A 25,724-nucleotide genomic window follows, 5' to 3' on the forward strand; every position below is an offset into this window, starting at 1 on the left:
GGTTCAGGACCGGGGGGGCATCGGCTTCTCTTGAGCTTAGCCGGAGAGGAATGAAGGTACTGGTGTTAGAACGCGGCGGGGTCAATAAATCCAGCGGTTCGTTACTCAGCTTCATTGCTAAGGCCGCGATTCCGAACAAACATGTGTTTTTGACCCATGATTGGTTGGTTATCCTGCGAGCTCTGACTTTGGGCGGCAGCGGTTTTATCAATTATGCTACGGCAAAGGCGCCGCCATTAGATCTTTTTCAGCGTCATCGCATTGATCTCAGCTCAGCCCTATCTTCCATTCAGCGTGAGTTGCCTATCGCTAAACTCTCCTCTGACTTAGTTGGAGCGAGGGCTCGTTTAATTTATGATGCGGCCTCCGCGCTGGGGATACCCTTTGAGCCATTAGATAAGATGATCTTTCAGTCATCATGCCGGCGTGGATGTGATCTCTGTACATATGGATGCCCGTATCACGCTAAATGGCATCCTGGACTGTGGGTGGATCAGGCATGTGAGCGGGGGCGCGATTAACAGCCAATGCGTGTGTGTCTCATATTCTTCATAAAAACAATCAGGCATATGGCGTAGCCTTTAGGCGCTCTGGCGTTGAATCATTCGCCTATGCTCCCAAAATAATCGTCGCGGCAGGCGGTATCGGTACGCCTGTTATTTTACGTAACTCGGGATTAAACGAGGTCGGTGATAGATTGTTTATCGATCCGGTGATTGCGGTGATGGGAGTAGCGAATACGGCGGTGGTCAGTAAAAAAGAAATCGCCATGGTTTATGGCTATTATAATCACGAAGCTGGCTATACCCTGTCTGACTTGGCATTGCCGTCAGCGCTGCAGCACCTTTTCTCCTCGCTGGTCGGCAAGATGGCGAATCCAGCGAAAACATTATCTATCATGGTGAAATCAAGAGACAATATGTCGGGATGCATCAATGCGAAAGGACTCCCGGAGAAAATTATGACCGATGATGATGTCGTCAGGTTAAATAGTGGATGCCAGCAAGCCGAGTCTATCCTCAGAGCGGCCGGAGTGAAGACGTTGTTCCGTACCCGGCCGTTTGCCGCACATCCCGGTGGAACGGTCGCCTTGGGGACCCATTTAGATACAGATTTACAGACCCGCATATCAGGGCTGTATGTCTGCGATGCCTCCGTCATTCCAGAGCCTTGGGGGATGCCTCCGACGTTAACGTTATTAACCTTAGGCCGTTATATGGCAGGACGCTTATGAGCGGGGCGGTGTTGTTGAATAAATCTGATTTGGGGTAAGTATCCCGCCGCCGGTTGTTGCTGTTCACCTTGTACAAAGCATTTCGGGTTAATGGCTAACGGCCTATCAATGTGTGGCGGTCATGCCATGGGAGATGACCGCCTTTGGGGATATAACCCTTAGGGGCGGCTTGTTGGCGTAACGCCGGTGGTTCACTTTCCAATAATTCCTGCGTTACACTGATGTCGGCAAGACGGCGCAGTGTGTCGCCATGTGCGTCGAGTGGCTATCGAGCGCGGCGCCGTTGCCGCACCCTCCAGTCCTACGAGCGCGGTGGGGAGCTATGCCGCCGCGCGATCCGATATATCCCGTAAGGAGAGTATTATGCGTTGGCTCGGCCTATTCGTGCCGCTGCTCGCCGTGAGTGCCTGCAGCAGCACGCCGGGGCATTTTGTCCGCAGTGAAGAGGATCCGGTATCGCATTCGCTGGTATACCGCTTCGATCCCGAGGTGGTCGATCGGGCCGCGATGCAGGCCGATGCATTGGCCTACTGTCGCCGCTACGGTTTCGATCGTGCCCATGAGGTCGGCACGCTGAAGCCGAGCGCGACGGGGCTGACGCGGGCGGCCTTCCTGTGTGTTTATCAGCCGGTGCGAGCGCCGGAAACGACGCAAAAGTAATCAGACGTTCTGTATGCGTCAACGCTGGCGATCGGGAGTTAAACGTTGTATAGTTATATATATAGCGATGGCTGATACCGATTGCTCACGGCTACTCGCTCACATTGTTTTTAACAGTCTGCTTTATTTTTGCTTTCACTCCCCGCGCTTTTGGCGCGGGTTTTTTTATGGCCGGAAGAAAAGAGGCGGGAAGGGGAGTGACGCCCGGCGCACCACCTATTGTCGTGGTCGAATACTATGACAATGTGGGACGCCAGCGGGCAAATATAAGGAAGGTCAGCCAGAGGCAGTGATGTTCAGCGTATGATTATAGGTGCTCGCCGGGCAGCAGGATCTCGCCGGTGAACTGCCCATAGGCATGGCTTAACGCCTGCTGACGGCTGCCGTTGCCGATCAGCTGGCGTAGCTCATCCATTCGTGCTTGGAGCCGCTGTTTGACGTGGGTTTCGTTGAGCAGAATCTGTTTAAGCGTCTGGCGCAGATCATCCTGCTGCGTTGGCGTAGGATTGGCCTGGGACATCAGTTTGGCTGTGCTTGACACCGCCGTCAGGTACTCCATTTCCAGCGCAACCAGCGCCTCCCACTCGTCGCGCTGTGCCAAATCGCGCATGCGCTCGCTTATGGCCAGAACCTGGTGGTAGGCCTGGAGTAGCGGCGGTAGTCCATACATATTGTTACCCCTGCTGGGTGGTTGCAGAATGTGGACCTATCTGGCGCCAGGCATCTGCAATATTGTCGAGTAATTCCGTGACGTGACGTACGGCGTCGGCGTCGTTATGCAGGTTAGCCTGCAGCAGGCGTTGCACCATATAGTCATACAGCGCACTAAGGTTTTGCGCTACCTCGCCGCCTTTGTCCAGATCCAGTCCGGCCTTGAGGCCGTTGTCGATAATGTTGATGGCCTTGCTGAGAGCCTGCCCCTTCAGCGGGATTTGTCCCGCATCGATATGCAGCGCCGCGCGAACCAGGGCGCTATGCGCCCCGTCAAACAGCATGACAATCAGTTGATGCGGACTGGCACTCATCGCGCCGCTCTCCAGTCCGACTTTGGCATAGGCCTGCGTGCCCATTGCGTTATACATAGTGGCGGTTACCCTTACTTACTATTACTCATGGCGTTAAACTGTTGGGTCAGGTAAGAGCTGGTGCCGTTTAACTTGGCCATCATCTTGTCGAGCTGGACAAACTGCGCCTTGTAGCGGTTGATGGTTTCATCGATGCTCTGGTTGACGCTATCGATGCGGTCGCTCAGGTGCTGCAGGCTGTTATTGATGCTCTTGGTGGTGGAGTCGATGACGCCGTCGTTTTTGATATAGCTCTGGATTTCGCTGTGCACCATGTTGGCCATGCCGGTGTCCTTGCCGTTGCCGACAAAGAAGTTCTGCACCTGCCCCGGGTACTCATCAATGGCTTTCTTCAGCTTGCTGTCGTCGATGTTCAGCTTGCCGGTCTGCGGGTCGGTGCTGATGCCCAGGTTGCCCAATCCTTTGAGGTTGGGGTTGTCCTGCGCCGAGCTCATGACCCCTTTGACGCCGGACTGAATGGCGCGCAGGGTATTGTCGCCGAGCAGCGGGCCATTGGTGAAGTTTTCGGCTTCTCCCTTCTTGACCGGGGTAAATTTGGTCAGGGAGGCAAAGGTATCGATCAGCGAGTTGTAGCTGTCGACCCAGTCGTGGATCTTTTTGCTGACGCCTTCGCTATCGCTGCTGATCACCAGGTTTTGGGTATCTTTGGTGACCGCTTTCAGCTCCAGGGTCACGCCCTGCGGCGCATCGGTGATCTTATTGCTGCTGCGGGTGATATCGATGCCGTTGAGTGTCATTTTGGCATCTCTCCCTTCTACGGTCTGCGCCATGCCGTTGGCGGCGCTGTCTTTATAACCATCGTAGTTCAGCATCCCCGCCAGCTTGCTGTCGCCGCTGACGTTCATCTTTATATTGCTCTTCGCGCCGGTATCGGCGGCGGTCACCGACAGGGTGTACTCCTTGTCGGAGATCTGGATCACGCTGGCCTTGACGCCGGCGTTGGATTTGTTGATGGCGTCGCGCAGCCCGGTCAGGGAGGTCTGCTCGTCGCTGAGGGAAATCTTGGTCTCTTTGGGCGGCTCACCGACGGTAATGGTCAGCTCACGTCCGCTGGCGCCCGCGCTGCCCTGCTGATCGGTCTGGCTGGTGGCGTGGGTTTTGGCCGTCAGGCTCTGTGCCTGAGCCAACTGGGTCACATTGATGGCATAGTTACCCGGTACCGCGCTGGCGCTGGTGGTGATGTTGAACTGATCGTGACTGCTGGCCTTGGTGATGGTAAAGGCATCGGTTTTAGCCAGATCCTTACTGACATCATCAAACTTTTCCAGCGCCCCTTTCAGGGTGCCATAGGCGGTCAGTTTAGCCTTGTAGCTGCTCTGTTGAGTGGTGTAGGGGGTCAAACGCTGCTTCTCGACCCCGGTCAGCTTGGTCAACAGGGAGTTGAGGTCGAGCCCAGAGCCGATCCCCAGTGATGAAATGGTTGCCATGAATATTTCCTTTCTTAATGACGAGTGCGCTATACGCGTTATCGGCTCTGTTGGGCAAAAGTTTACAGAAAAATAATAAAAAACGATGGGCCAATAGAAGCAGGAAAATGGGGGCTTTTTCACCGATTGGCACGAGGGTAAAAAAAATTAAAAAATTTACTAAAGGTTGCCAAGGGGAGCGCCGATACCTGAGGGGACGGTGGCTGATGACGCCGTAGGGCAATCAGGCCCGAACGATTAACCGTGATGCGCAGTGGCGCAACATTCGAAGGAAAGCACACTATGGCACAAGTAATTAATACCAACAGCCTGTCGCTGATGGCACAGAACAACCTGAATAAATCCCAGTCAGCGCTGGGCACCGCCATCGAGCGTCTGTCTTCCGGTCTGCGCATCAACAGCGCCAAGGATGACGCCGCCGGTCAGGCGATCTCCAACCGCTTCACCGCCAACATCAACGGCCTGACCCAGGCATCCCGCAACGCCAACGACGGTATCTCCCTGGCGCAGACCACCGAAGGCGCGCTGAACGAAGTCAACGACAACCTGCAGAACATTCGTCGTCTGAGCGTTCAGGCACAGAACGGCTCCAACTCCTCCAGCGACCTGCAGTCCATCCAGGACGAAATCACCCAGCGTCTGTCTGAGATCGACCGTATCTCTCAGCAGACCGACTTTAACGGTGTGAAGGTGCTGAGCAAGGATCAGAAGCTGACCATTCAGGTCGGTGCCAACGACGGTGAAACCATCGATATCGATCTGAAAAATATCAACGCACAGAGCCTGGGCCTGGATAAGTTTAACGTGGCTGACAGCGTTGACACGACTAAGGTTGCCGCTGCCGCTCCGGCGAAAGTGAAGACCAATGTTGATGTTGCTATCACCAACGATCCGGCATTGAAAGCTGGCGGTAAAGATATTGCCAGCTATGAGCAGAAGGGTGATGATCTGTATGCGAAAAATGCCGATGGCAAGCTGTTTAAAGTAACTACTATCGATACCACTACCGGTAAAGCGACGGCCATTGATGCTACAGAGTACACCGCTGGTGGTACTACAGCCGTAACCTCTATCAAGAAAGAAGTTGCCCCGACCGGTCCGGAAGCCGCTAATGTTCGTGCATACACCGGTACCGAAAAGGGCGCTTCCGCCTATGTTATTCAGGAAGGCACTGGCGCTGACGCTAAATACTTTAAGGCTAGCGTTGCCGAAGACGGCACCGTGACCAAAGGCTCTGCCCTGTCTACCACTGCCAAGACTGCCGATCCGCTGGCAACCCTGGATAAAGCCCTGTCTCAGGTTGATGACCTGCGCAGCGGCCTGGGTGCGGTACAGAACCGTTTCGATTCCGTAATCAACAACCTGAACAGCACCGTGAACAACCTGTCCGCTTCCCGTTCACGTATTCAGGACGCTGACTACGCGACCGAAGTGTCCAACATGAGCCGTGCGCAGATCCTGCAGCAGGCCGGTACCTCCGTACTGGCTCAGGCCAACCAGTCTACCCAGAACGTCCTGTCCCTGCTGCGTTAATCGCGCATTGCAGCGTGCGTGGCCCACGTTGCCGCGCGCTCCAAAACCCGCCCATCGGCGGGTTTTTTTGTCTCTTTTCTCGCGGACTGGCGCATCACTCGCCAGGTGGGGGGCGGGCAGGGACGCGATTTAGCGCGGTGGTCATATCGTCGCCTATCGGAATTAACTGCCGGTAAATTATACAAAAAAACAAAAACTCCGCTAAAGCTTTGCCGCAGGGGGTCGATAAATAGATTTGTATAACCAATCATGTAGTAAGGAAATTTATCATGGCACAAGTAATCAACACCAACAGCCTGTCGCTGATGGCTCAGAACAACCTGAACAAATCCCAGTCAGCCCTGGGCACCGCCATCGAGCGTCTGTCTTCCGGTCTGCGCATCAACAGCGCCAAGGATGACGCCGCCGGCCAGGCGATCTCCAACCGCTTCACCGCCAACATCAACGGCCTGACCCAGGCATCCCGCAACGCCAACGACGGTATCTCCCTGGCGCAGACCACCGAAGGCGCGCTGAACGAAGTCAACGACAACCTGCAGAACATCCGTCGTCTGACCGTACAGGCACAGAACGGCTCTAACTCCTCCAGCGACCTGCAGTCCATCCAGGACGAAATCACCCAGCGTCTGTCTGAGATCGACCGTATCTCTCAGCAGACCGACTTCAACGGCGTGAAGGTACTGAGCAAGGATCAGAAGCTGACCATTCAGGTCGGTGCCAACGACGGCGAAACCATCGATATCGATCTGAAAAACATCAACGCACAGAGCCTGGGCCTGGATAAGTTTAACGTGGCTGACAGCATTGACACGACTAAGGTTGCCGCTGCCGCTGCGACTAAAGTCAATGGCCCGATGGTGAATATTGACACGAACGGTAAAGATGCCGGTGGTAAGGCAATTACTGGTTATGTCAAGGATGATAAGGGCGACGTATACGGCGCTTATGATGATGCTGGTACAACTAAGTATGCTAAAGCCACCATTGGCGATGATGGTAAGGTTACTGCATTCGATACAGCATCATCTACGCCGTCAGGTACTTCCGCAGCTGTAACTCAGGTTCAGTCTAAAGTTGCACCGAAAGGGGCTGACGCGGCTAACGTCTATGCTTACACCGGTACCGAGAAAGGGGCTTCTGCCTATGTCATCAAAGAAGGCACTGGCGCTGACGCTAAATACTTTAAGGCTAGCGTTGCCGAAGACGGCACCGTGACCAAAGGCTCTGCCCTGTCTACCACTGCCAAGACTGCCGATCCGCTGGCAACCCTGGATAAAGCCCTGTCTCAGGTTGATGACCTGCGCAGCGGCCTGGGTGCGGTACAGAACCGTTTCGATTCCGTAATCAACAACCTGAACAGCACCGTGAACAACCTGTCCGCTTCCCGTTCACGTATTCAGGACGCTGACTACGCGACCGAAGTGTCCAACATGAGCCGTGCGCAGATCCTGCAGCAGGCCGGTACCTCCGTACTGGCTCAGGCTAACCAGTCTACCCAGAACGTCCTGTCCCTGCTGCGTTAATCGCATCCAGAGCCAGGCCAAACCCCGCTGCGGCGGGGTTTTTTTTACCTTTACTGCGCGCTATGTCAGCGCGTTACGCAGAACAAAGCGGCTAAAAGGCCACTTTTTTACCGACTTATCGCGGCATTGGATTGGCATAGACACGGGATAATAAGCGGGCATTCATCAACCCGAGTTCTGTCGACGTGACTGATTTGTATACCGCCGAAGGCGTGATTGACAAAAATACGTTATGGCAGCGCTATGCGCCACTGGTTCGTCATGAGGCGCTGCGCCTGCAGGTTCGCCTTCCGGCCAGCGTAGAGCTGGATGATTTGCTGCAGGCGGGCGGTATCGGGCTACTGCATGCGGTCGAGCGCTATGACGCCATGCAGGGGACCGCGTTTACCACCTATGCCATTCAGCGTATCCGCGGCGCGATGCTGGACGAACTGCGCAGCCGAGACTGGGTGCCGCGCAGCGTACGGCGGAATGCTCGCGGGGTATCTGCCGCCATGCAGCGCGCCGAGCAGCGTCTGGGCCGAACGCCGGGCGACAGCGAGATAGCCCAGGAGATGGGGATTCCGCTGGAGGAGTACCAGCAAATCCTGCTGGACACCAACACCAGCCAGCTGTTTTCCTACGACGAGTGGCGTGAGGAGCACGGCGATAGCGCTGAGCCGCTCCTGGAGCAGAGCGAAGAGGCCAACCCGCTGCGTCAGCTGCTGGAAAGCGATCTGCGCGGCCGGGTGATCGCCGCCATCGAGGCATTGCCAGAGCGTGAAAAGCTGGTGCTGACGCTGTACTACCAGGAGGAGCTCAACCTCAAGGAGATCGGCGCGGTGCTTGAGGTCGGCGAATCACGCGTCAGTCAGCTGCATAGCCAGGCGATAAAACGCCTGCGTACTCGTCTGCTCAGCCAGCGGTAAGTCGCCTTTCTGCCATAGCTATGGAGTGCAGAGATGCCATTGACCCCTTTCCCCTCATCCCCCGCCGGGCGTAGGCCGCTGAGCCGCTATCTAAAAGACTTTAAACATGCGCAGTGCTGCTGCTCACACTGCGGCCGCCCGCTGGATCGCATTTCGCTAGTGCTGGACGGCACGCTGCTGAACCGTGCGCGCCAGGCGCAGATGGAGCGGCTGATCGACGCCGCCGGCTGGGCGGCTCTGCAGCAGGGGCTGCTGGCGCTGTGCCGTTTCTGTAGCGATGTCTATTGCCATGCGCAGAGCAGCCGTTTTGACATCATGGGGTTTAAACAGTACCTGTGCGAACAGACCGACATGCGCCACAGCAGCATCCGTGAATATGTGGTGCGTTTGCGGCGTTTGGACGAGCTGCTGGCGCGCCATACGCCGCCGTCGGCGGCGTATGGCGATCTGTCCGATCGCTGGCTGGCGGCGCTGCCTCAGTGCAGCCAGAACAACTATCGTATCGCGCTGCGCAAGTATCAGCAGTATCTTCAGTTCGCGCAGGCGGCCTGACGCCCGTTGGCGGTTATTTCCCACAATTATTAGCATATTACTTTTTATTCCTTTCCATGCCGTCACGCCTTGCTACAGTGACGGCATGGAGCGTCGGCGTGCGGCGCGTAGGGGGAGAAGAGCGTGAGCGCCATCGAACTGACACAGCTGGTGAAATCCTTTCACCATCAGCAGGTCCTGCACGGCGTCGATCTGTGCGTTCAGCCGGGCGAGGTGGTCGCGATCATTGGGCCGAGCGGCTCGGGTAAGAGCACCCTGCTGCGCTGTATTAACCTGCTGGAGACACCGGACGCGGGGACCCTGCGGGTCGGCGATATCCGCGTGGACGCCAACCGCTCGCTGGCGCGTCAGAAGGCACAGATCCGTCGTCTACGCCGCCAGGTCGGCTTTGTGTTTCAGAATTTCAACCTATTTCCGCACCTTACGGCGCTGGAGAACGTGACCGAAGGGCCGCGGGTGGTTAACGGGGTTGCGCCCGCAGAGGCCGAGCGTCAGGGGCGGGTGCTGCTGGCGCGGGTCGGACTGGCCGATAAGGCCGATGCCTATCCCAAACGGCTCTCCGGCGGTCAGCAGCAGCGGGTGGCTATCGCCCGGGCGCTGGCCATGCAGCCGCAGGTTTTGCTGTTCGATGAGCCCACCTCGGCGCTGGATCCGGAACTGGTGGGCGAGGTGCTCGCTACCCTGCGCGGCCTGGCGCAGGAGCAGCGCACCATGGTGATCGTCACCCATGAGATGCGCTTTGCCCGCGACGTGGCGCAGCGGGTGATCTTTATGGACGGCGGTCGTATCGTCGAGCAGGGGCCGGCCGAGACCCTGTTCAGCCGTCCCCGTCACCCGCGCACTCGCCAGTTTCTCGCCCAGTATCTGGAGGAGATAATGGCGCCCGAGTTTGAAATCTAGAGCGTACGCCGCTGCGGGGCTGCACTCTGCCTGCTCAGCACAAGGGGTGGTTTCCTTTCCGCGCCGCGGTCGGCATTGCGCGCGTCTCAGAGTCGCGTGAGGCGCCATCCCGTCCCCCATCAGCCTGCTTCCCAAGGGCGACTCCCTACCTTTCCCGCACAGAAAGTACCGTCCGCGTATCGGCAGCGTATTGATGATCCCTCTTAATTAACAGCGGGTTGTCCGGGTCGGTGGCTTGCATCTTTACCTAAGGCTGGCTAGGCTTGAGGTGTGAGTGTTAACAGAGAAACGCGTTCGGCACCTCCATGTAGCGCGTGTCTTTTCTGTGTCGGGGGCGTTTCATCTGTTGGCATTTGGTCTCTTTTCCCGCGCGCGGCGGGTGGTAATCGGTAGCTGTAGAGCCGTAGTTTAGCCTGGTGGGTATACACTGGTGCCATCAGAGATAGGTGACACGGAATGGACCGAATGAAAATCAAACGATGGATGTTACTGGCTAGCCTGTTAGGCGGGGCGCTGTTTGCCTATGCGGTGCTGTACAGCGCAGATAAAGTATGTGAGCATCAGGCGCTGTTTTCTGACTTTTGCCGTCGGGTTGATATTTCCCCCCCTACATACCTAAATAAGCATTTTATTTCTAATTAGTAATCGGACATGTCTTGATTCTATTTTTATTAAGGCAGTCCTTTCGTTTTGCTAGAAAAATCCCATCTATTTTTTCTTGTGCCGCTTTCGGTTTATGTAGAATATTACCCCGTAGTTTAACGAAGTATTGATATTTTGTGTTACATATGTCGCATAAGATAGTGCGTCTGTTTTAAATGATGCATGAAAAAAGCGCCCACTTCGCCGCCTTTCTGCAGGCGATAGAAGGGCGGTGCGCCAGCGTTGAGATCAAACGGCTGCGGCAGATAGCCTATTTACCTGTTTTTGCCTGCATTGCTTCGGGCAAGGCGTCTTATTCTTTTTTCGGTAACCCACCTGGTTTTCAGCGCATCGCGCGGGGCGTCGGGCATACCGCTGGCGCGGATCATTCATTATTTCTGCTGCGGTGGTTGATGTTTAATAAATTGGCGGCGGAGTTTTGGGGTTCCTTCTGGCTGGTCTTCGGCGGCGGCATTTCCCCAGCTGAGCATCGACTTTCTGGGTGATGCCTCTGGTCGGCGGCGCGCTGGGCGGCCTGATATACCCCTAGCTGCTGGCGGCGAGTAACCGTCTTGATGAGTCCCGTAGCGGCCCGCGCAGGGGCACGTATCGTCCGTTACGGGGCCGATTCTGGCCCCGCCGCGTGGGGCGTCCCCCTGAGGCTCAGTTAAGTCGCTCGACAATCATGGCCATCCCCTGGCTGCCGCCGCGCCCGTCAGCAGGCCATGGCGGATACGCTTTGTGAGTATGCTCAGGCGGGGGAGGGAGACCTGAGGTAATGAGGGGTGGGCAATATGATCCGGTTTGGGTACACCGATTTTAGCCATTTTGTTCATTTTCTTTTTAAATCAAGGTGATTAACCTCTCCTTTCCCCAAACATACGACAATTAATCCCCGATAGTTTGATTTTGATCCTGTTACCTCGCTTGGGTTATTTGGCAGGATGGATTCACCTGATGATTAGGACGTGTCCCGTAACTGTGCGCGCCAGCGATGCTCATGGCCAGTTACGGGACACGCCCTAGGCGAAGTCCCGTTACATGCCGATACTGAGCGCGGTCGCACAACGCTTATTGTAAATAACATGTTAACATCGGGCGGTAAAGTTAACAGGCCGCGCGGTTTTTCTTATCGGGCATCACGCCGATGGCGCTGCGCGGCTCGGTAAATTTATACAAGCTGACGTTGTAAGCGAGAGAAAAATGTCAAATAAACCCTTCCATTATCAAGATCCGTTTCCGCTGCAAGGCGATGATACCGACTATTATCTGCTGAGTAAGGAGCATGTCTCCGTAGTCAGCTTTGAAGGCCAGGACATGCTGAAGGTCGAGCCGCAGGCGCTGACGCTGTTGGCCCAGCAGGCGTTCCACGATGCTTCGTTTATGCTGCGTCCGGCTCACCAGCGTCAGGTCGCCGCGATCCTTGACGACCCGCAGGCTAGCGAAAACGATAAATACGTCGCGCTGCAGTTCCTGCGCAACTCCGAGATCGCCGCCAAGGGGGTACTGCCGACCTGTCAAGACACCGGGACGGCGATTATCGTGGGTAAAAAAGGCCAGCGCGTGTGGACCGGCGGCGGCGATGCCGAGGCGCTGTCGCGCGGGGTTTATAACACCTATATTGAAGATAACCTGCGCTACTCCCAGAACGCCGCGCTGGATATGTACAATGAGGTCAATACCGGAACCAACCTGCCGGCGCAGATCGATCTGTACGCTACCGAGGGCGAGGAGTACAAATTCCTGTGCGTCGCCAAAGGCGGCGGTTCAGCCAATAAAACCTACCTGTATCAGGAGACCAAGGCGCTGCTGACGCCGGAGAAGCTGAAGGCTTTCCTGATCGAGAAGATGCGTACCCTGGGCACCGCGGCTTGCCCGCCGTACCACGTGGCCTTCGTTATCGGCGGCACGTCGGCGGAGTCTACCCTGAAGACGGTGAAGCTGGCATCGACCAAGTACTATGATGCGCTGCCGACCGAGGGCAACGAGCACGGTCAGGCGTTCCGTGACGTGGCGCTGGAGCAGGAGCTGCTGCTGGCAGCCCAGGAGCTGGGGCTAGGCGCGCAGTTCGGCGGCAAATACTTTGCCCACGATGTGCGGGTGATTCGCCTGCCGCGTCACGGCGCCTCCTGTCCGGTCGGCATGGGGGTTTCCTGCTCGGCGGATCGTAATATCAAGGCCAAGATTAACCGCGAGGGGATCTGGATCGAGAAGCTGGAGCATAACCCAGGCAAATATATTCCTGAGCATCTGCGCCAGGCCGGCGAGGGAGAGGCCATCAAAGTGGATCTCAACCGCCCGATGAAGGAGATTCTGGCACAGCTCTCCCAGTATCCGGTCTCCACCCGCCTGTCGCTCTCCGGCACCATTATCGTCGGGCGCGATATCGCCCACGCCAAGCTGAAGGCGCTGCTGGATGAAGGCAAGCCGCTGCCGCAGTATGTGAAGGATCACCCGATCTACTACGCCGGCCCGGCCAAGACACCGGCGGGCCATGCCTCTGGCTCACTGGGGCCAACCACGGCAGGCCGTATGGACTCCTATGTTGACCTACTGCAGGCCAACGGCGGCAGCATGATCATGCTGGCCAAAGGGAACCGCAGCCAGCAGGTCACCGACGCCTGCCATAAACACGGTGGCTTCTATCTGGGCAGCATCGGCGGCCCGGCGGCGGTACTGGCGCAGCAGAGCATTAAGAGCCTGACCTGCGTGGCCTATCCTGAGCTGGGAATGGAGGCTATCTGGAAGATTGAGGTAGAGGACTTCCCGGCCTTCATCCTGGTGGATGACAAGGGGAATGACTTCTTCCAGCAGATTTTGAGCAGCCGCTGTAGTGGCTGCATGAAGTAAGCGGCTAATCCCGGCAGCGATAGCGGCCGGGTTATCCCGTTGATCCCCACGCCATGGCGTGGGGATTTTTGTATGGGCTTAGCGCAGCTGATCGCGGGCCGTGTAGAACCTGACATAGGCGAGGTAGCCCGCGATGATGGTGGAGAGGCTGGCGGTGGAGATCAGCATAAAGGTCACCATAATCTGATAGCGGATGGCCTTGACCGGATCGATACCGGCGAAGATCAGGCCCGACATCATGCCCGGCAGGCTGACCAGTCCGACGGTTTTGGCGGAGTCGACGGTGGGGATCATCGCCGCCTTGATGCTGGCGCGGATGATCCTTGCCGATGCCTGCTTCGGAGTCGCGCCCAGGCTGAGCATCTCCTGCACCCGCTGGCGTTCGTCGTGGAAGCGCTGACGCAGGTTGTTATAGCACAGGCCGACGGCCACCATGGCGTTACCGGCGATCATCCCGGCGATGGGGATCACCTGCATCGGGGTGAATTCGATGGAGCCGCTGACGATCAGGATCGCCAGGGTCAGCGCGGTGCCGGTGACGATGGCGATCAGCGACATGGCGAAGGCATTGCTGAGGTTCTTACTGCGCTTCTTCGCGTTCCAGGCCGCGTTGACGCAGATAAACAGCACCATCAATAGGGTCAGCAGGGCGCTGTCCAGATGAAAGATATACTTTAAGACGTAGCCCACCAGGATCAGCTGGACGATGGCGCGGCTGACGCTCCACAGAATGTCCTTGCCGAGTCCCAGCTTTTCCCGCCCGCTGATGACCAGCGCAATGGCGACCAGCGCCAGGGCCATGACCAGAGACTGATCGGTAATGTTGTGGCTATTCATGGCGCGGCTCTCCGTTTGGCTGGGTCTCGTCTTCCTCTGCGTCGTCGCTGTCGGCCAGGCGCGGCAGGGTTATCACATTGTCGCATTGGGTAATCTCATCGCTGCTGTGAGTGACCCAGATAATGGCGATCCCCTGCTGCTGATTGAGGTGCGTGATGACCTCATGCACGATGGTTCGATTGTGCTCATCCAGCGCGCTGGTGATTTCGTCCAGCAGCAACACCTGCGGCATATATTGAATGTTACGCAGCAGCGCCACGCGCTGACGCTCGCCGCCGGAGAGATCTTCGATGCGCTGATCTAGCGTGTGCAGCGGCAGGCCAAACTGCATCAGACCGCGGCGGATGCGATCCATATCCGGCGCGTCACTGCGGATCTGATAGGGAAACAGTAGGTTGTCGCGCACCGTATCGCTGAACAGCACCGGCGTTTGGAAGCTGTAGGAGACCTGTTTGCGATACGCCTCCGGAGGATAGGCGCTCAGGGGTTTCCCCTGCAGCAGGATCTCGCCGCGCTGGGGATCCAGCAGCGAGGCCGCAATTTTGAGCAGGGTGCTCTTGCCGCAGCCCGAAGGGCCCGTGATTACTTTGAATTCGCCGGGCTGTAGCGTCAGCGAGACGTCGTGCAGAATGGGGCGTCCATTAGCGCTGAAGTCGATGTGATTGAGCGCCAGTAGCGGTGTTGCGGTCATATTCTCCCTCACGGGTGCCAACAAAAAGGCCTGTCCTAAGGGACAGGCCGGAGTAAATAACGTCCTGAGCCTACGCGCGTACCGACCATCGCAGCGTTTCCCCTGCCAGGAAGGGGATCAGGGTTTCATCGCCGCTGGCGATGCTGTCGACGACAGACGTAGGCTCCTGTACCAGCTCAATATACGCCTCATTGGCCGGGAGTCCATAAAAAGCCGGTCCGTTCAGCGAACAGAAGGCCTCCAGATGCTGCAGCGCCTGCTCCTCTTCAAAGACCGTTGCGTAGGCCTGTAGCGCCGTCGGCGCGTTGAATACCCCGGCGCAGCCGCAGGCCGACTCTTTGCGCCCGCGCAGGTGCGGCGCAGAGTCGGTGCCGAGGAAGAAGCAGGCTTTCCCGCTGGTGGCCGCCTTGCGTAGCGCCTGCTGGTGCACGCTGCGCTTGAGGATCGGCAGGCAGTACAGGTGCGGGCGAATCCCGCCGACCAGCATGTGGTTGCGGTTGAACATCAGGTGCTGCGGGGTAATGGTCGCCGCCAGATAGCGATCGCCTTCGGCGACAAACTGGGCCGCCTCGCGGGTGGTGATGTGTTCAAAGACGATGCGCAGCTCGGGGAAGTCGCGGCGCAGCGGCAGCATCACCTGCTCGATAAAGCGCGCTTCGCGATCGAAGATGTCGATATCCGCCTGGGTGACCTCACCGTGGATCAACAGCGGCATCCCGCTCTGCTGCATCGCCTCAAACAGCGGGTATAGTCCGGGAATGGAGGTGACGCCGCAGGCAGAGTTGGTGGTGGCGTTGGCAGGATACAGTTTGGCGGCGGTGAACACGCCTTCCCGCTGGCCGTGCATCAGCGTATCGACCGAGAGGGCGTCGGTCAGATAGCAGGTCATCAGCGGGGTGAACGCATGTCCCTGCGGCACGGCGTCGATAATGCGCTGGCGATAGGCGATGCACTGCTCTACGGAGGTGATCGGCGGAGCCAGATTGGGCATCACCACGGCCCGGGAAAAGTGGCGGCTGGTGTAGGGTAACACGCTGTGCAGCATCTCATCATCGCGCAGATGGAGGTGCCAATCGTCAGGGCGGCGGATCTTCAGGGTGTGCTGCATTACGGTCATTACGGGCTCCGGCTGGTGGATATGTCTGATGGACTGCGCAGGTTTCTGGCCGCTGCAAGAGCAGGACGCCAGAACGCAGTGAACATTTCTGTGCCGGGCGATAAGGATAACGGGAAATGGGCCTGGATGCATCCGATTGTTGTATGGCGTCATCAATTTGTGCGCTTGAGCAAGAGGATGGGAGGACAGGGGGCTAATGACTCATGCCGCGGGCGGCAAAAACGGGTAAGGTGATCGCGTAGGCATCCGTCGCGTATCACGACGGATGTATTCCAGGCGGTGTCCGTCGCGGTTCGATACGTTAGCGCCGTACCGCAGGGCGAGACGCCCCGGCCTAAAGAGGAGTGTACTATGAGTGAAGTTCGCATTGTCGCGACGCTGGTCGCATCCGCGGGGCAGCAAGAGGCGGTACGCCATGCCGCGCTGCAGCTGGTTGAGCCCAGTCGCGCCGAGGCGGGGAACGTGCGTTATGACCTCCATCAGGAAGAGGGTCAGGCTGCAACGCTGGTGTTCTTTGAGATCTGGCAATCGCCGCAGGCGCTGGCGCAGCATGAAAAAAGCGCCCACTTCGCCGCCTTTCTGCAGGCGATAGAAGGGCGGTGCGCCAGCGTTGAGATCAAACGGCTGCGGCAGATAGCCTAGCGTCGATATAAAAAAACCCGCCTTTCGGCGGGTTTTTTGGGCTGATCGCCTCTTACTCCTGCGGCATAACCGGTTTCGTGGCTGGCGCTGCGGCCTGATTGGACGCAGCGTCTGCACCGGCGGCACCGCGGCCGTGGAAGTCATACTCCGGGCGAACCCAGGTGCTGACTACCGCTGCCGGTGCGACATAGGCCGGCGCCGGTGCCGTGGTCATCGGCGCGCTGGCGCGACCGTGTTCGTGCGTATCGCTCGGGGCCATTGCCGACGGCGGTACCAGGGGGGCGGCTACGCTGGCTTCGGCTTCGGCTTCGGCTTCGGCTTCGGCTTTGAGTTCCGCTTCAGCAGCCTGCGCTTCGGCCTGGGCCAATGCAGGCAGTGCCTCTTCCTGCGTCGGTGCGGCGGCGGCACAGACGGCGTGAGTGGCGCTCTCGTCAGTGACTACCGGCGACGGCTGCTGCGCGATCGCGTCGCAGGCCTGCGTCTCAACGGCAGCGGCCGGGGCGAGGATCGCCGGCGCCTGCACCACCGGTTCGTCGGCCGCGGCGTCGTTGACGACGGCCTCGGCGATGACCTCCGGACGCGCGGTTTCAGCCGGTACGGCGGCGGGCATCTCTATCGCTAGCGCGGCGGTGCTCTCCTCCATGACGTGCGGCGTTTCGAGCGCGCTGGTCTCGGCGGCCGCCGGGGCGGCGACAGGATAGCTGATCCATACCTTGCCAGAGGCCATCTCCGGAGAGTATACCGCCAGCGTCAGCGGCATCGGTGACTGCTGCGGATAACGCTCGTCGCGATAGCGGCGACGGCGCTGCCCGCTGACGCGCAGGTGACGCGGTGACCGACGGGAGCGGCGCGGCATGCCATTCTCATGGCGCGGCGCGTTATCCTCTTCCGCTGCGGCGCTCTCCTGAGGCTGTGCGTTGACCGCAGGCAGAGCCGGAACGCTCGCGTCGGCAATCGGCGCCACGGCGGCTTCTGGGTCGGCGCTGACGACCGCCGGCGTGCTATCGCCGATGCGGATCTTCTGGCTCAGCTGACGGCGTTGACGGCGCTGGGCCGGTACGCTCTCCTCTGCGATCTCCTCATCAGGCTGTGCGGCGGCGTCCAGCGCCTTGACCTCTTGCTGGGCCTGGCGCTTATCTTCCTGACGACGACGCTGACGCTCGTTGCGCTGTTCGCGGCGCTGCTGCTGCTCTTCGCGCTGCTGGGCATTCTCATCTGCGCCGCCCTCTGTCGCCGGCGTCGGCTGAGCCTGACGGCGGCCACGGCGCTGTTCGTCGCGGTTTTCACGGCCGTCGCGGTTCGCACGCTCTGGGCGCTCGCCGCGCTCCGGACGCTCACTGCGCTCCGGACGATCGCCGCGCTCACCGCGTTCACGGCGCGGGTTCTGGCGACGACCGCGGCGCTCCTGCGAGGAACGGCTCTCTTCACGCGGGCGCTCAGCGCTGACGGCAGGCGTCTCTTCCTGCACCGGCGCCGGTGCGGCGTCGTCGGCGAAGATCCCTTTCAGGGAGGCGACCAGGCGACCAAACAGTCCCGGACGGGCGTCGGCTACCGGCTGCGGGCGCTCGGTCGGCGCGACGTCGGCAGCGACAGGCTTATCCTGTGCGGCGTCGATCGGCGGTGCGGCGACATCCAGGCTAAAGGCGGCCAGCGCCGGCTGCTCCGGACGCTTGCGCTCTGCCGGTACTTCTTCCTCACCGCAGGCTTCCGCTTCGTGCAACTGCGGCAGCTTGTAGCTCAGGGTATGGGTCTCTTCGCCTTTACGCACCCGCATAACGGCGTAGTGCGGGGTCTGCATTTGCTCGTTAGGCACCACGATGACGCGCACGTCCGGCTGGCGTTTCTCAATGGCGCTTACGGCGTCACGCTTCTCGTTCAGCAGATAGGAGGCGACCGGTACCGGCACGATGGCGTGCACTTCACGGGTGTTCTCTTTCAGCGCCTCCTCTTCGATCAGGCGCAGGATGGACAGCGCCAGCGATTCGTTGTCACGCACGGTACCGGTGCCATTACAGCGCGGGCAGACATGGTGGCTGGATTCGCCCAGAGAGGGGCTGAGACGCTGGCGGGACATCTCCAGCAGGCCAAAGCGGGAGATTCGACCGATCTGAATACGGGCGCGATCCTGACGCACGGCGTCGCGCAGGCGGTTTTCGACCTCGCGCTGGTGGCGCACCGGGGTCATATCGATAAAGTCGATCACGATCAGACCGCCCAGGTCGCGCAGACGCAGCTGGCGGGCGATTTCATCGGCGGCTTCCAGGTTGGTGTTGAACGCGGTCTCTTCGATATCGCCGCCGCGGGTAGCGCGGGCGGAGTTGATATCGATGGCGGTCAGCGCCTCGGTGCTGTCGATAACGATAGAGCCGCCGGAGGGCAGGCGGACTTCACGCTGGAAGGCAGACTCGATCTGTGACTCGATCTGATAGTGGCTGAACAGCGGGATCTCCCCGGTGTACAGCTTGATTTTGCTGCTGAAGTCCGGACGACCCAGGGCGGCGATATGCTGCTTGGCCAGGTCGAGGATCTTCGGATTGTCGATCAGGATTTCGCCGATGTCCGGGCGCAGATAGTCACGGAAGGCGCGGACGATGACGTTGCTTTCCTGATGGATCAGGAACGGGGCAGGGCGGCCTTCGGCGGCTTTCTTGATGGCATCCCAGTGCTTCAGGCGGAAGGAGAGATCCCACTGCAGGGCTTCGGCGGATTTGCCGACGCCGGCGGTGCGGACGATCAGCCCCATGCCGTCGGGGATCTGCAGAGAGGAGAGCGCTTCCTTCAGCTCGGTGCGGTCATCACCCTCGATACGGCGGGAGATACCGCCGGCGCGCGGGTTGTTGGGCATCAGCACCAGATAGCTGCCCGCCAGGCTGATAAAGGTGGTCAGCGCAGCCCCTTTGTTGCCGCGCTCTTCCTTATCGACCTGAACAATGACCTCCTGCCCTTCACGCAGCACGTCCTTAATGTTGGGACGACCGTGGGCGGAGTAGTTGCTGGGAAAATATTCGCGGGCGATCTCTTTAAGGGGCAGGAAACCGTGTCGTTCGGCGCCGTAGTCAACAAAGGCGGCTTCCAGACTGGGTTCAATTCGGGTGATTTTACCCTTGTAAATGTTTGCTTTCTTCTGTTCGTGACCCGGGCTTTCAATATCCAGATCGTACAGTCGCTGGCCATCCACAAGGGCGACACGCAACTCCTCCTGCTGAGTTGCGTTGATTAACATTCTTTTCATCGTTAACGTACTCGTTTTTTTTGCATTGGCAACTTAAGCTGCGGGCGAAAAGACCTTTCTGACCGGGAGGAAGACCGATGACCCCGAGTCTTATCGCAAAGTCGTCAACCTCACGGTTGTCGCCTGCATAGGGGCGCAATATTCGGTAAGCCTGCATTTCTTTGTGAAAGGCAGCGCTGTTTATCAGGATGACGCCGCAGAAAAAGGATGCGGCCAACTGACTCCATGTTGTTGGTCAGACTGCGACCCGCAGCCCGCTAATTACTTGATTTCGCACTACGTCTTACGCCATTGCTGCATTTCTGCGCTATCAGGTAAACGTTGAATCCCGCCTCTTTTTTCACTTTGATGGAAAAAAGCGCGGAAAACTACTCCATTATTTCACTGCAATGACAAATATAGCAAGACGCCATTGCGGGTTGTTCGCAGAAAATTGCCCTATGACGACATGTCACACCATAAACTCTGCTGATAGGTATGTCCGTGCGCCGTCGTGGTGCACGCCATCGCTGAATTATTGCACAGCGGCTGAAAATAGCAGTAGCGCGGCGCCGCGGCGCTCTTTAAAATCGCGCCCATGAATACACAAAACATCTCCGTCAAGTTAGTCACGATCGCCGCCGATGAGGCGGGGCAGCGAATCGATAATTTTTTGCGCAACCAGCTAAAGGGTGTGCCGAAGAGTATGATTTATCGCATCGTGCGTAAGGGTGAGGTGCGGGTCAATAAGAAACGTATCAAGCCGGAATATAAGCTGGAGGCCGGGGATCAGGTCCGCATCCCGCCGGTGCGGGTGGCCGAGCGCGATGAGGCGCCGGTGTCAGCCCGTCTGGATAAGGTCGCCGCGCTCAATGACTGTATCCTGTATGAGGATGACTACCTGCTGGTGCTGAACAAGCCCTCTGGCACCGCGGTACACGGCGGCAGCGGTCTCAGCTTTGGCGTGATTGAAGGGCTGCGCGCTCTGCGTCCGGAGGCCCGTTTCCTGGAGCTGGTGCACCGGTTGGATCGCGAGACCTCCGGGGTGCTCCTGGTGGCGAAGAAGCGCTCGGCGCTGCGCTCGCTGCATGAGCAGCTGCGCGAGAAGGGAATGCAGAAGGATTATCTGGCGCTGGTGCGCGGTCACTGGCAGTCGCACTGTAAAGTGGTGCAGGCGCCGCTGCTGAAAAATACCCTGCAAAGCGGTGAACGCGTCGTACGGGTGAGCGCCGAGGGCAAGCCGTCGGAAACCCGCTTTAAGGTGGAGGAGCGCTTTGCCAACGCCACGCTGGTTAAGGCCAGTCCGGTGACCGGGCGAACCCATCAGATCCGCGTCCATACCCTGCACGCCGGCCACCCGATCGCCTTTGACGATCGCTACGGCGATCGCGACTTCGATCGCGAGCTGGCGGATACTGGCTTAAACCGCCTGTTCCTGCACGCGGCGGCGCTGCGCTTTGTGCATCCGCACAGCGGCGAGACCCTGCGCGTCGAGGCGCCGTTGGACGCCGCGCTGCGCCACTGCCTGAGCGTGCTGCGTGCGCGCAGCGCGCTGAGCTGAGGCGGCGCGGGCGCGACAAAAAAGTAGGCCCCGCGTTAGCGGGGCCTACTACGTTGGGCGCTATGGCTTAAAACTCCAGATTGACCCCGGCGTTGTAAGCGGCAGAGCCGCTGCCAAAGGCGATACCCGCCTTGGCGGCGAAGGTTTCGTTGACTCGGTAGCCGACGCCGACGGCGGCGGCCTGCTCATCCTTATATCCCCCATGGCCGCCGTCACGTTGACGTTCCCGACCCCATAGGGTTGGATCAGGCCGGAGAGCGCCGCAGTTTTCGCGGCGGTCTGGCGTAGCTCTTTACGGTTATTGTCTACCTCGCGGTAGAGATCGTTGATCTGTCGCTGGGCGGCGTCCTGCCAGGCCTGGGTCAGCCCCTGGCGGAAGTCGGTATAGCCAACCGCCGCATTGAGCGCCCGCTCGGCCTGCGCGTTGGCGATTGCACCGGTATAGCTTTTTAGCCCCTCGCTCAGCCCGCTCTCCAGTGCCGTAATGCGCTGATCTAGCGGGGCCGCCTCCGTGGGGGCAATCGTATCAAGCCGCGCATTTATCGCGTCGGCCAGCGTCTGTAGCTTCCTATCGTTCATCGCCTGCGTTACCTGTAGCTTGGCATCGGTTGCCTCCTGCCCGGCGTCGTGTACACCCTGTAGGACGCGGGATAGGCCAGAGTCTGTCGGCGCGCCCTCTTCGGACGACGCCAGGGTGAAGTCGCGCTGCAGCTGGGTGATCAGCCGCTGCAGATTGGCGGCATTCCCCTCATCGATGGCCTGCCTCAGATCGGCGATATAGGTGGTGAATGACGAGGGGGTTACCGCGCTGTCATCCGCTGCGCTATCGATAAATGCGGCCTGCAGCGCCGTTTTTAGCGCGCCGATCTCAGCCTTGGTCTCAATGTCGCTGCGGTATCTGCGCTGGCGATCTGCGCGTTTAATTCCGGCGCCCGCATAACCCGCATAACATAGCTCTCCATCTCGGTTGGGGAGATAGTACCGTCATCGTTGAAGGTGTGGAGGTGGAAGGCATCGTAGAGGTTGATAAAGATCCTGCCCACCGTGGTCCGCATCGCGAGGATCGTGTCCGCATTCGCCGTGGCTTTAGTATCCGCTTCGCTGGCCTTATTATATGCATCCGTTATTTTCGGGATAACGTGCTGCTCCAGCGTGCGTATTCAGCGACTCTGAAATAGTGATGGGATCACTCCAGTCTTTACCATCTATACCCTCAACGCCCTCAATGACGATGGGGCCAGTCTCCGGCGCTGCCGCAAAAGCCGGGCTTATCATGATAAATAGGCTGGCGCTAATAGCAGAGGTAATAATATTTCTCTTCATATTATCAATCCTTGCTTATGTATCCTATTGCTGAATTAATAAATAATTGGCGTTATGGTGCGCCGCGTTTTCCCTTCGGTGTTTATTGATTTAAATGGTTTAAAATCAATTTGTTGTATATTTATCTCCGCGTGTTTTAATCTGTGCTGGACTGTGATGTATCTCGTTGTTTTCCATCGGCCTAGCTTGTCATGCTATGCCGCTGGCGTTAGGCTGGATCTCTGCGTTTTCCGCGCATTTGGACAAGGACTATTTATTCTGCGCTGTAAACGTTACTCCGAAAAACATACCGATTTTAATATGTGTCTTTTATTGTCTTTCGCGCGAATGAAATATTGGGAAATATATTTATTAAGAATGTATTAGCATGGGTGAATATGGCACGTAGGTATTATTCCACGCATCCGGGAGGGAGAGAATAAAGGCGGTAATCAAGGGGGCGAGGCGGTCACGGCTGATGGATGTATGAGGGCAAGGGCGCCTTAGCGGATTCGCAGCAGGCGCTCTCCCGTCGTGGCTCGACTATCTGGCGACCAGCAGCGGATTCACGCCGTGGCGCAGCAGCAACGTATTCAGCGCGATCAGCGGCAGTCCGATCAGGGCATTGGGGTCCCGCCCCTCCAAACGCTCGAACAGCAGAATGCCGGCGCCTTCGCACATAAAGCTGCCGGCGCAGTGGAGTGGCTGCTCCAGCGTCACATAGGCGTCGATCTCGGCATCGCTCAGTTGCCGAAAGTGAACATGAAACGGTTCACACAGAGTATGGCAGGCGCCGCTGGCGCTGTTGAGCACGCTCAGGCCGCTATAAAACGTGATGCGTTGTCCGCTGGCGGCGCGCAACTGGGCGCAGGCGCGCTCATGGCTCAGGGGTTTCCCGGTGATCTGTCCGTTGAGTACGCAGACCTGATCGCTGCCGATGATCAGGTGCGCCGGATAGTCGGCGACCAGCGCGCGCGCCTTGGCCTCTGCCAGGCGACAGACCAGCGCCTGGGCGCTTTCATTGGGCAGCGGCGTTTCGTCCGTGTGTGGCGCTGCGCAGATAAAAGGCAGCGCCAGCTTCTCCAGCAGTGCGCGGCGGTAGGGCGAGGTCGAGGCGAGCAGCAGGGGTAACATATTTTTTCCCGAAAGCATGGCGTTAATGATGGCATCATTCTAAACTGTCCGCCGCTCAGGAAGCGAATATTGGGGGAAAGGGGTGCGAGAGTGGCCTTTTCCTTTGACTCTATGGCTTTACAAAGTTAATATGCGCGCCCTATGCAAAAGGTAAAATTACCCTTGACCCTTGATCCGGTACGCGCTGCGCAGAAGCGTTTAGACTATGTTGGTGTCTATGCTTCCGAGCAGTTAACGCGCTTAGCTGAATCTGTGGTCAGCGTGGACAGCGATGTCTCCGCTGAAATGTCCTTTTCAATCGACAATCAGCGGTTGGCTGTGATCCGCGGGCATGCCGACGTTAGCGTAACGTTGCAGTGCCAGCGCTGTAATCAGCCATTCCAGCATCACCTCCACGTAACGTATTGTTTCAGTCCGGTCGCCAATGACGAGCAGGCTGAAGCATTGCCGGAAATTTACGAGCCGATCGACGTCAATGAATACGGCGAAGTCGATCTGCTGGCGATGGTCGAAGATGAAATCATCCTCGCCTTGCCGGTGGTTCCGGTGCATGAATCTGAACACTGTGAAGTGTCCGACGCGGACATGGTGTTCGGTAAGCTGCCTCCCGAGGCGGAAAAACCGAATCCATTTGCCGCACTAGCCAGTTTAAAGCGAAAGTAATCAAGGAGTAAGGTCCATGGCCGTACAGCAGAACAAAAAAACCCGCTCTTGCCGTGGTATGCGTCGTTCCCACGATGCGCTGACCACTGCAACCGTCTCTGTTGACAAGGTTTCCGGTGAAACTCACCTGCGTCACCACGTCACTGCGGACGGTTTCTACCGCGGTCGCAAGGTCATCGCTAAGTAATACAGCTCTGTATTAACAAGGCGATACCTTGACTCGTCTAACCCTTGCGTTAGATGCGATGAGCGGGGACTTTGGTCCCTGCATCACAGTGCCTGCCGCGCTGCAGGCACTGACTTCAATTTCGTCACTGTCCCTTTTGTTGGTCGGCCAGCCCGACGCCATCGCGCCTTACCTTTCCGCCGCAGACGCTTCACTGCGCTCCCGGCTACGGGTGGTGGCAGCCGAAACCGTGATCCCTAACGACGCCAAGCCGTCACACGCCATCCGCAACAGTCGCGGCAGCTCAATGCGCATTGCGCTGGAGCTGGTGAAGCGCGGCGAAGCCCAGGCGGTGGTCAGTGCGGGAAACACCGGCGCACTGATGGGGCTGGCGACGCTGTTGCTAAAACCGCTGGAGGGCATCGACCGTCCGGCGCTGGTGACGGTGCTGCCCAATCAGCGCAAGAGTAAGACCGTGGTGCTGGATCTCGGGGCCAACGTGGCTTGCAGCAGTGCCATGCTGGTACAGTTCGCCGTGATGGGTGCCGTGCTGGCAGAAGAGATTGTCGGTATCCCGGCGCCGCGCGTCGCGTTACTGAATATCGGGGAAGAAGAGTGTAAAGGACTGGACAATATCCGCGAAGCCGCCGCTGTGCTGAAGACGACGCCGGCCATCGACTATATTGGTTATCTGGAAGGCAATGACTTGCTGAGCGGAAAAACCGATGTATTGGTCTGTGACGGCTTCGTGGGTAATGTTACGCTGAAAACCATGGAGGGAGTGGTGCGCATGTTCCTCTCCCTACTGAAGCCGGCGGGCGATAAACCGCGCAGCGCCTGGTGGCTGCGCTGGCTGGGTCGCTGGATACAAAAAAGAGTGGCAAAGCGTTTCGGGCATTTGAACCCCGACCAGTATAATGGCGCTTGTCTGTTAGGATTACGTGGCACCGTAATCAAGAGCCATGGGGCGGCAAACCAACGGGCGTTCGCCGTCGCCATACAACAGGCTGTGCAGGCGGTGCAACGGCAGATCCCCGAGCGGATCGCGCTGCGCCTTAAGGCTGTATTACCCAAGAGTGACTAATC

The 25,724-nt window shown here is 58.4% G+C and carries 25 protein-coding genes and 1 pseudogene; 16 read left to right on the top strand and 10 right to left on the bottom strand.

Features of this window, described 5'->3' with window-relative positions:
* Positions 1–50: 50 nt before the first annotated feature.
* The 3 genes from QY76_RS19260 (at position 51) to QY76_RS09605 (ending at position 1,894) form a co-directional block, all read left to right on the top strand.
* The gene (locus QY76_RS19260; protein ID WP_235439369.1) at positions 51–521 is read left to right on the top strand and encodes a hypothetical protein; all 471 of its coding nucleotides are present in this window, start codon (positions 51–53) and stop codon (positions 519–521) included.
* Between the two features lie 14 nt (positions 522–535).
* Positions 536–1,234 (top strand): GMC oxidoreductase, encoded by a 699-nt coding sequence (locus QY76_RS19265; protein WP_235439370.1) that lies wholly within the window; start codon positions 536–538, stop codon positions 1,232–1,234.
* 363 nt (positions 1,235–1,597) lie between these two features.
* Positions 1,598–1,894 (top strand): hypothetical protein, encoded by a 297-nt coding sequence (locus QY76_RS09605; RefSeq protein WP_034162434.1) that lies wholly within the window; start codon positions 1,598–1,600, stop codon positions 1,892–1,894.
* Between the two features lie 307 nt (positions 1,895–2,201).
* Here QY76_RS09605 and fliT read toward each other — a convergent pair whose 3' ends face one another.
* The 3 genes from fliT to fliD are packed head-to-tail and all read right to left on the bottom strand — an operon-like array spanning position 2,202 to position 4,406.
* Positions 2,202–2,564 carry a flagellar protein FliT gene (gene fliT / locus QY76_RS09610; RefSeq protein ID WP_034162432.1) on the bottom strand — a complete coding sequence of 121 codons (363 nt, stop codon included), beginning with the start codon at positions 2,562–2,564 and terminating at the stop codon, positions 2,202–2,204.
* A 4-nt stretch (positions 2,565–2,568) separates the two neighbouring features.
* The gene (gene fliS / locus QY76_RS09615; RefSeq protein WP_012848966.1) at positions 2,569–2,976 is read right to left on the bottom strand and encodes a flagellar export chaperone FliS; all 408 of its coding nucleotides are present in this window, start codon (positions 2,974–2,976) and stop codon (positions 2,569–2,571) included.
* 14 nt (positions 2,977–2,990) lie between these two features.
* A complete protein-coding gene (gene fliD / locus QY76_RS09620; RefSeq protein WP_045424550.1) occupies positions 2,991–4,406 on the bottom strand; it encodes a flagellar filament capping protein FliD in 1,416 nt (471 codons plus the stop codon).
* A gap of 282 nt (positions 4,407–4,688) precedes the next feature.
* Between fliD and QY76_RS09625 the strand changes: the two genes are divergently transcribed.
* The 8 genes from QY76_RS09625 (at position 4,689) to fumA (ending at position 13,314) form a co-directional block, all read left to right on the top strand.
* Positions 4,689–5,939 carry a flagellin FliC gene (locus QY76_RS09625; protein ID WP_038631134.1) on the top strand — a complete coding sequence of 417 codons (1,251 nt, stop codon included), beginning with the start codon at positions 4,689–4,691 and terminating at the stop codon, positions 5,937–5,939.
* A gap of 269 nt (positions 5,940–6,208) precedes the next feature.
* On the top strand, positions 6,209–7,462 hold the full coding sequence (locus tag QY76_RS09630) for a flagellin FliC (RefSeq protein ID WP_034166004.1): 1,254 nt from the start codon (positions 6,209–6,211) through the stop codon (positions 7,460–7,462).
* 185 nt (positions 7,463–7,647) lie between these two features.
* Positions 7,648–8,370 (top strand): RNA polymerase sigma factor FliA, encoded by a 723-nt coding sequence (locus QY76_RS09635; protein ID WP_034166005.1) that lies wholly within the window; start codon positions 7,648–7,650, stop codon positions 8,368–8,370.
* Between the two features lie 33 nt (positions 8,371–8,403).
* Positions 8,404–8,922, top strand: coding sequence for a flagella biosynthesis regulatory protein FliZ (fliZ, locus tag QY76_RS09640; protein ID WP_034166006.1), 519 nt, complete (start codon positions 8,404–8,406; stop codon positions 8,920–8,922).
* A gap of 123 nt (positions 8,923–9,045) precedes the next feature.
* A complete protein-coding gene (tcyN, locus tag QY76_RS09645; RefSeq protein ID WP_045424556.1) occupies positions 9,046–9,822 on the top strand; it encodes an L-cystine ABC transporter ATP-binding protein TcyN in 777 nt (258 codons plus the stop codon).
* 465 nt (positions 9,823–10,287) lie between these two features.
* Complete coding sequence (locus QY76_RS19060; protein ID WP_181937493.1) at positions 10,288–10,464, top strand: hypothetical protein; 177 nt, start codon at positions 10,288–10,290, stop codon at positions 10,462–10,464.
* 176 nt (positions 10,465–10,640) lie between these two features.
* Positions 10,641–10,970 (top strand): hypothetical protein, encoded by a 330-nt coding sequence (locus QY76_RS19270; protein ID WP_034172579.1) that lies wholly within the window; start codon positions 10,641–10,643, stop codon positions 10,968–10,970.
* A 697-nt stretch (positions 10,971–11,667) separates the two neighbouring features.
* Positions 11,668–13,314 carry a class I fumarate hydratase FumA gene (gene fumA / locus QY76_RS09655; protein ID WP_034165978.1) on the top strand — a complete coding sequence of 549 codons (1,647 nt, stop codon included), beginning with the start codon at positions 11,668–11,670 and terminating at the stop codon, positions 13,312–13,314.
* 78 nt (positions 13,315–13,392) lie between these two features.
* Here fumA and fetB read toward each other — a convergent pair whose 3' ends face one another.
* The 3 genes from fetB to pyrC all read right to left on the bottom strand — a co-directional run bounded on the left by fetB (position 13,393) and on the right by pyrC (position 15,959).
* Positions 13,393–14,151, bottom strand: coding sequence for an iron export ABC transporter permease subunit FetB (fetB, locus tag QY76_RS09660; RefSeq protein ID WP_034165979.1), 759 nt, complete (start codon positions 14,149–14,151; stop codon positions 13,393–13,395).
* Positions 14,144–14,842: an iron ABC transporter ATP-binding protein FetA gene (fetA, locus tag QY76_RS09665; protein WP_045424561.1), complete on the bottom strand. Its 699-nt coding sequence runs from the start codon at positions 14,840–14,842 to the stop codon at positions 14,144–14,146. Before fetA ends, fetB begins: the two co-directional genes overlap by 8 nt.
* 70 nt (positions 14,843–14,912) lie before the next feature.
* Positions 14,913–15,959: a dihydroorotase gene (gene pyrC / locus QY76_RS09670; RefSeq protein ID WP_034165983.1), complete on the bottom strand. Its 1,047-nt coding sequence runs from the start codon at positions 15,957–15,959 to the stop codon at positions 14,913–14,915.
* A 351-nt stretch (positions 15,960–16,310) separates the two neighbouring features.
* Between pyrC and QY76_RS09675 the strand changes: the two genes are divergently transcribed.
* Positions 16,311–16,601 carry a putative quinol monooxygenase gene (locus QY76_RS09675; protein WP_034172578.1) on the top strand — a complete coding sequence of 97 codons (291 nt, stop codon included), beginning with the start codon at positions 16,311–16,313 and terminating at the stop codon, positions 16,599–16,601.
* Positions 16,602–16,653: 52 nt separating this feature from the next.
* Here the strand turns inward: QY76_RS09675 and rne are convergent, their stop codons facing one another.
* Positions 16,654–19,833: a ribonuclease E gene (rne, locus tag QY76_RS09680; RefSeq protein WP_049648792.1), complete on the bottom strand. Its 3,180-nt coding sequence runs from the start codon at positions 19,831–19,833 to the stop codon at positions 16,654–16,656.
* Positions 19,834–20,410: 577 nt separating this feature from the next.
* Here rne and rluC point away from each other — a divergent pair.
* Positions 20,411–21,373 carry a 23S rRNA pseudouridine(955/2504/2580) synthase RluC gene (gene rluC / locus QY76_RS09690; RefSeq protein WP_034165760.1) on the top strand — a complete coding sequence of 321 codons (963 nt, stop codon included), beginning with the start codon at positions 20,411–20,413 and terminating at the stop codon, positions 21,371–21,373.
* A gap of 67 nt (positions 21,374–21,440) precedes the next feature.
* On the opposite strand, the pseudogene QY76_RS19700 reads toward rluC, so the two are convergent.
* The 3 genes and pseudogenes from QY76_RS19700 to QY76_RS09700 all read right to left on the bottom strand — a co-directional run.
* Positions 21,441–21,521 (bottom strand): annotated as a pseudogene (locus QY76_RS19700) (hypothetical protein); the annotation flags it as partial.
* Positions 21,522–22,483: 962 nt separating this feature from the next.
* On the bottom strand, positions 22,484–22,696 hold the full coding sequence (locus tag QY76_RS19705; protein ID WP_238552369.1) for a hypothetical protein: 213 nt from the start codon (positions 22,694–22,696) through the stop codon (positions 22,484–22,486).
* A gap of 522 nt (positions 22,697–23,218) precedes the next feature.
* Positions 23,219–23,809, bottom strand: coding sequence for a nucleoside triphosphate pyrophosphatase (locus tag QY76_RS09700; RefSeq protein ID WP_034165761.1), 591 nt, complete (start codon positions 23,807–23,809; stop codon positions 23,219–23,221).
* A gap of 141 nt (positions 23,810–23,950) precedes the next feature.
* On the opposite strand from QY76_RS09700, the gene yceD reads away from it, so the two are divergent.
* Genes yceD through plsX form a run of 3 tightly spaced genes read left to right on the top strand, consistent with a single transcriptional unit; the run spans position 23,951 to position 25,722 of the window.
* Positions 23,951–24,472, top strand: coding sequence for a 23S rRNA accumulation protein YceD (gene yceD, locus QY76_RS09705; RefSeq protein WP_015461778.1), 522 nt, complete (start codon positions 23,951–23,953; stop codon positions 24,470–24,472).
* A gap of 16 nt (positions 24,473–24,488) precedes the next feature.
* Positions 24,489–24,659 carry a 50S ribosomal protein L32 gene (rpmF, locus tag QY76_RS09710; protein ID WP_005287307.1) on the top strand — a complete coding sequence of 57 codons (171 nt, stop codon included), beginning with the start codon at positions 24,489–24,491 and terminating at the stop codon, positions 24,657–24,659.
* 28 nt (positions 24,660–24,687) lie between these two features.
* Positions 24,688–25,722, top strand: a complete 1,035-nt coding sequence (gene plsX, locus QY76_RS09715) for a phosphate acyltransferase PlsX (protein ID WP_071844154.1) — start codon at positions 24,688–24,690, stop codon at positions 25,720–25,722.
* Positions 25,723–25,724 lie beyond the last annotated feature (2 nt).

The organism is Edwardsiella sp. EA181011 (assembly GCF_000800725.1).
Taxonomy (GTDB): Bacteria; Pseudomonadota; Gammaproteobacteria; order Enterobacterales; family Enterobacteriaceae; genus Edwardsiella; species Edwardsiella anguillarum.

Coding starts and splice junctions, on each gene's coding strand:
- QY76_RS19260 (WP_235439369.1), top strand. CDS start 51: ATGAAGGTACTGGTGTTAGAACGCGGCGGGGTCAATAAATCCAGCGGT.
- QY76_RS09605 (WP_034162434.1), top strand. CDS start 1,598: ATGCGTTGGCTCGGCCTATTCGTGCCGCTGCTCGCCGTGAGTGCCTGC.
- fliT (WP_034162432.1), bottom strand. CDS start 2,564: ATGTATGGACTACCGCCGCTACTCCAGGCCTACCACCAGGTTCTGGCC.
- fliS (WP_012848966.1), bottom strand. CDS start 2,976: ATGTATAACGCAATGGGCACGCAGGCCTATGCCAAAGTCGGACTGGAG.
- fliD (WP_045424550.1), bottom strand. CDS start 4,406: ATGGCAACCATTTCATCACTGGGGATCGGCTCTGGGCTCGACCTCAAC.
- QY76_RS09625 (WP_038631134.1), top strand. CDS start 4,689: ATGGCACAAGTAATTAATACCAACAGCCTGTCGCTGATGGCACAGAAC.
- QY76_RS09630 (WP_034166004.1), top strand. CDS start 6,209: ATGGCACAAGTAATCAACACCAACAGCCTGTCGCTGATGGCTCAGAAC.
- fliZ (WP_034166006.1), top strand. CDS start 8,404: ATGCCATTGACCCCTTTCCCCTCATCCCCCGCCGGGCGTAGGCCGCTG.
- QY76_RS19060 (WP_181937493.1), top strand. CDS start 10,288: ATGAAAATCAAACGATGGATGTTACTGGCTAGCCTGTTAGGCGGGGCG.
- QY76_RS19270 (WP_034172579.1), top strand. CDS start 10,641: ATGATGCATGAAAAAAGCGCCCACTTCGCCGCCTTTCTGCAGGCGATA.
- fumA (WP_034165978.1), top strand. CDS start 11,668: ATGTCAAATAAACCCTTCCATTATCAAGATCCGTTTCCGCTGCAAGGC.
- fetB (WP_034165979.1), bottom strand. CDS start 14,151: ATGAATAGCCACAACATTACCGATCAGTCTCTGGTCATGGCCCTGGCG.
- fetA (WP_045424561.1), bottom strand. CDS start 14,842: ATGACCGCAACACCGCTACTGGCGCTCAATCACATCGACTTCAGCGCT.
- pyrC (WP_034165983.1), bottom strand. CDS start 15,959: ATGACCGTAATGCAGCACACCCTGAAGATCCGCCGCCCTGACGATTGG.
- QY76_RS09675 (WP_034172578.1), top strand. CDS start 16,311: ATGAGTGAAGTTCGCATTGTCGCGACGCTGGTCGCATCCGCGGGGCAG.
- rne (WP_049648792.1), bottom strand. CDS start 19,833: ATGAAAAGAATGTTAATCAACGCAACTCAGCAGGAGGAGTTGCGTGTC.
- rluC (WP_034165760.1), top strand. CDS start 20,411: ATGAATACACAAAACATCTCCGTCAAGTTAGTCACGATCGCCGCCGAT.
- QY76_RS19705 (WP_238552369.1), bottom strand. CDS start 22,696: ATGAAGAGAAATATTATTACCTCTGCTATTAGCGCCAGCCTATTTATC.
- QY76_RS09700 (WP_034165761.1), bottom strand. CDS start 23,809: ATGTTACCCCTGCTGCTCGCCTCGACCTCGCCCTACCGCCGCGCACTG.
- yceD (WP_015461778.1), top strand. CDS start 23,951: ATGCAAAAGGTAAAATTACCCTTGACCCTTGATCCGGTACGCGCTGCG.
- rpmF (WP_005287307.1), top strand. CDS start 24,489: ATGGCCGTACAGCAGAACAAAAAAACCCGCTCTTGCCGTGGTATGCGT.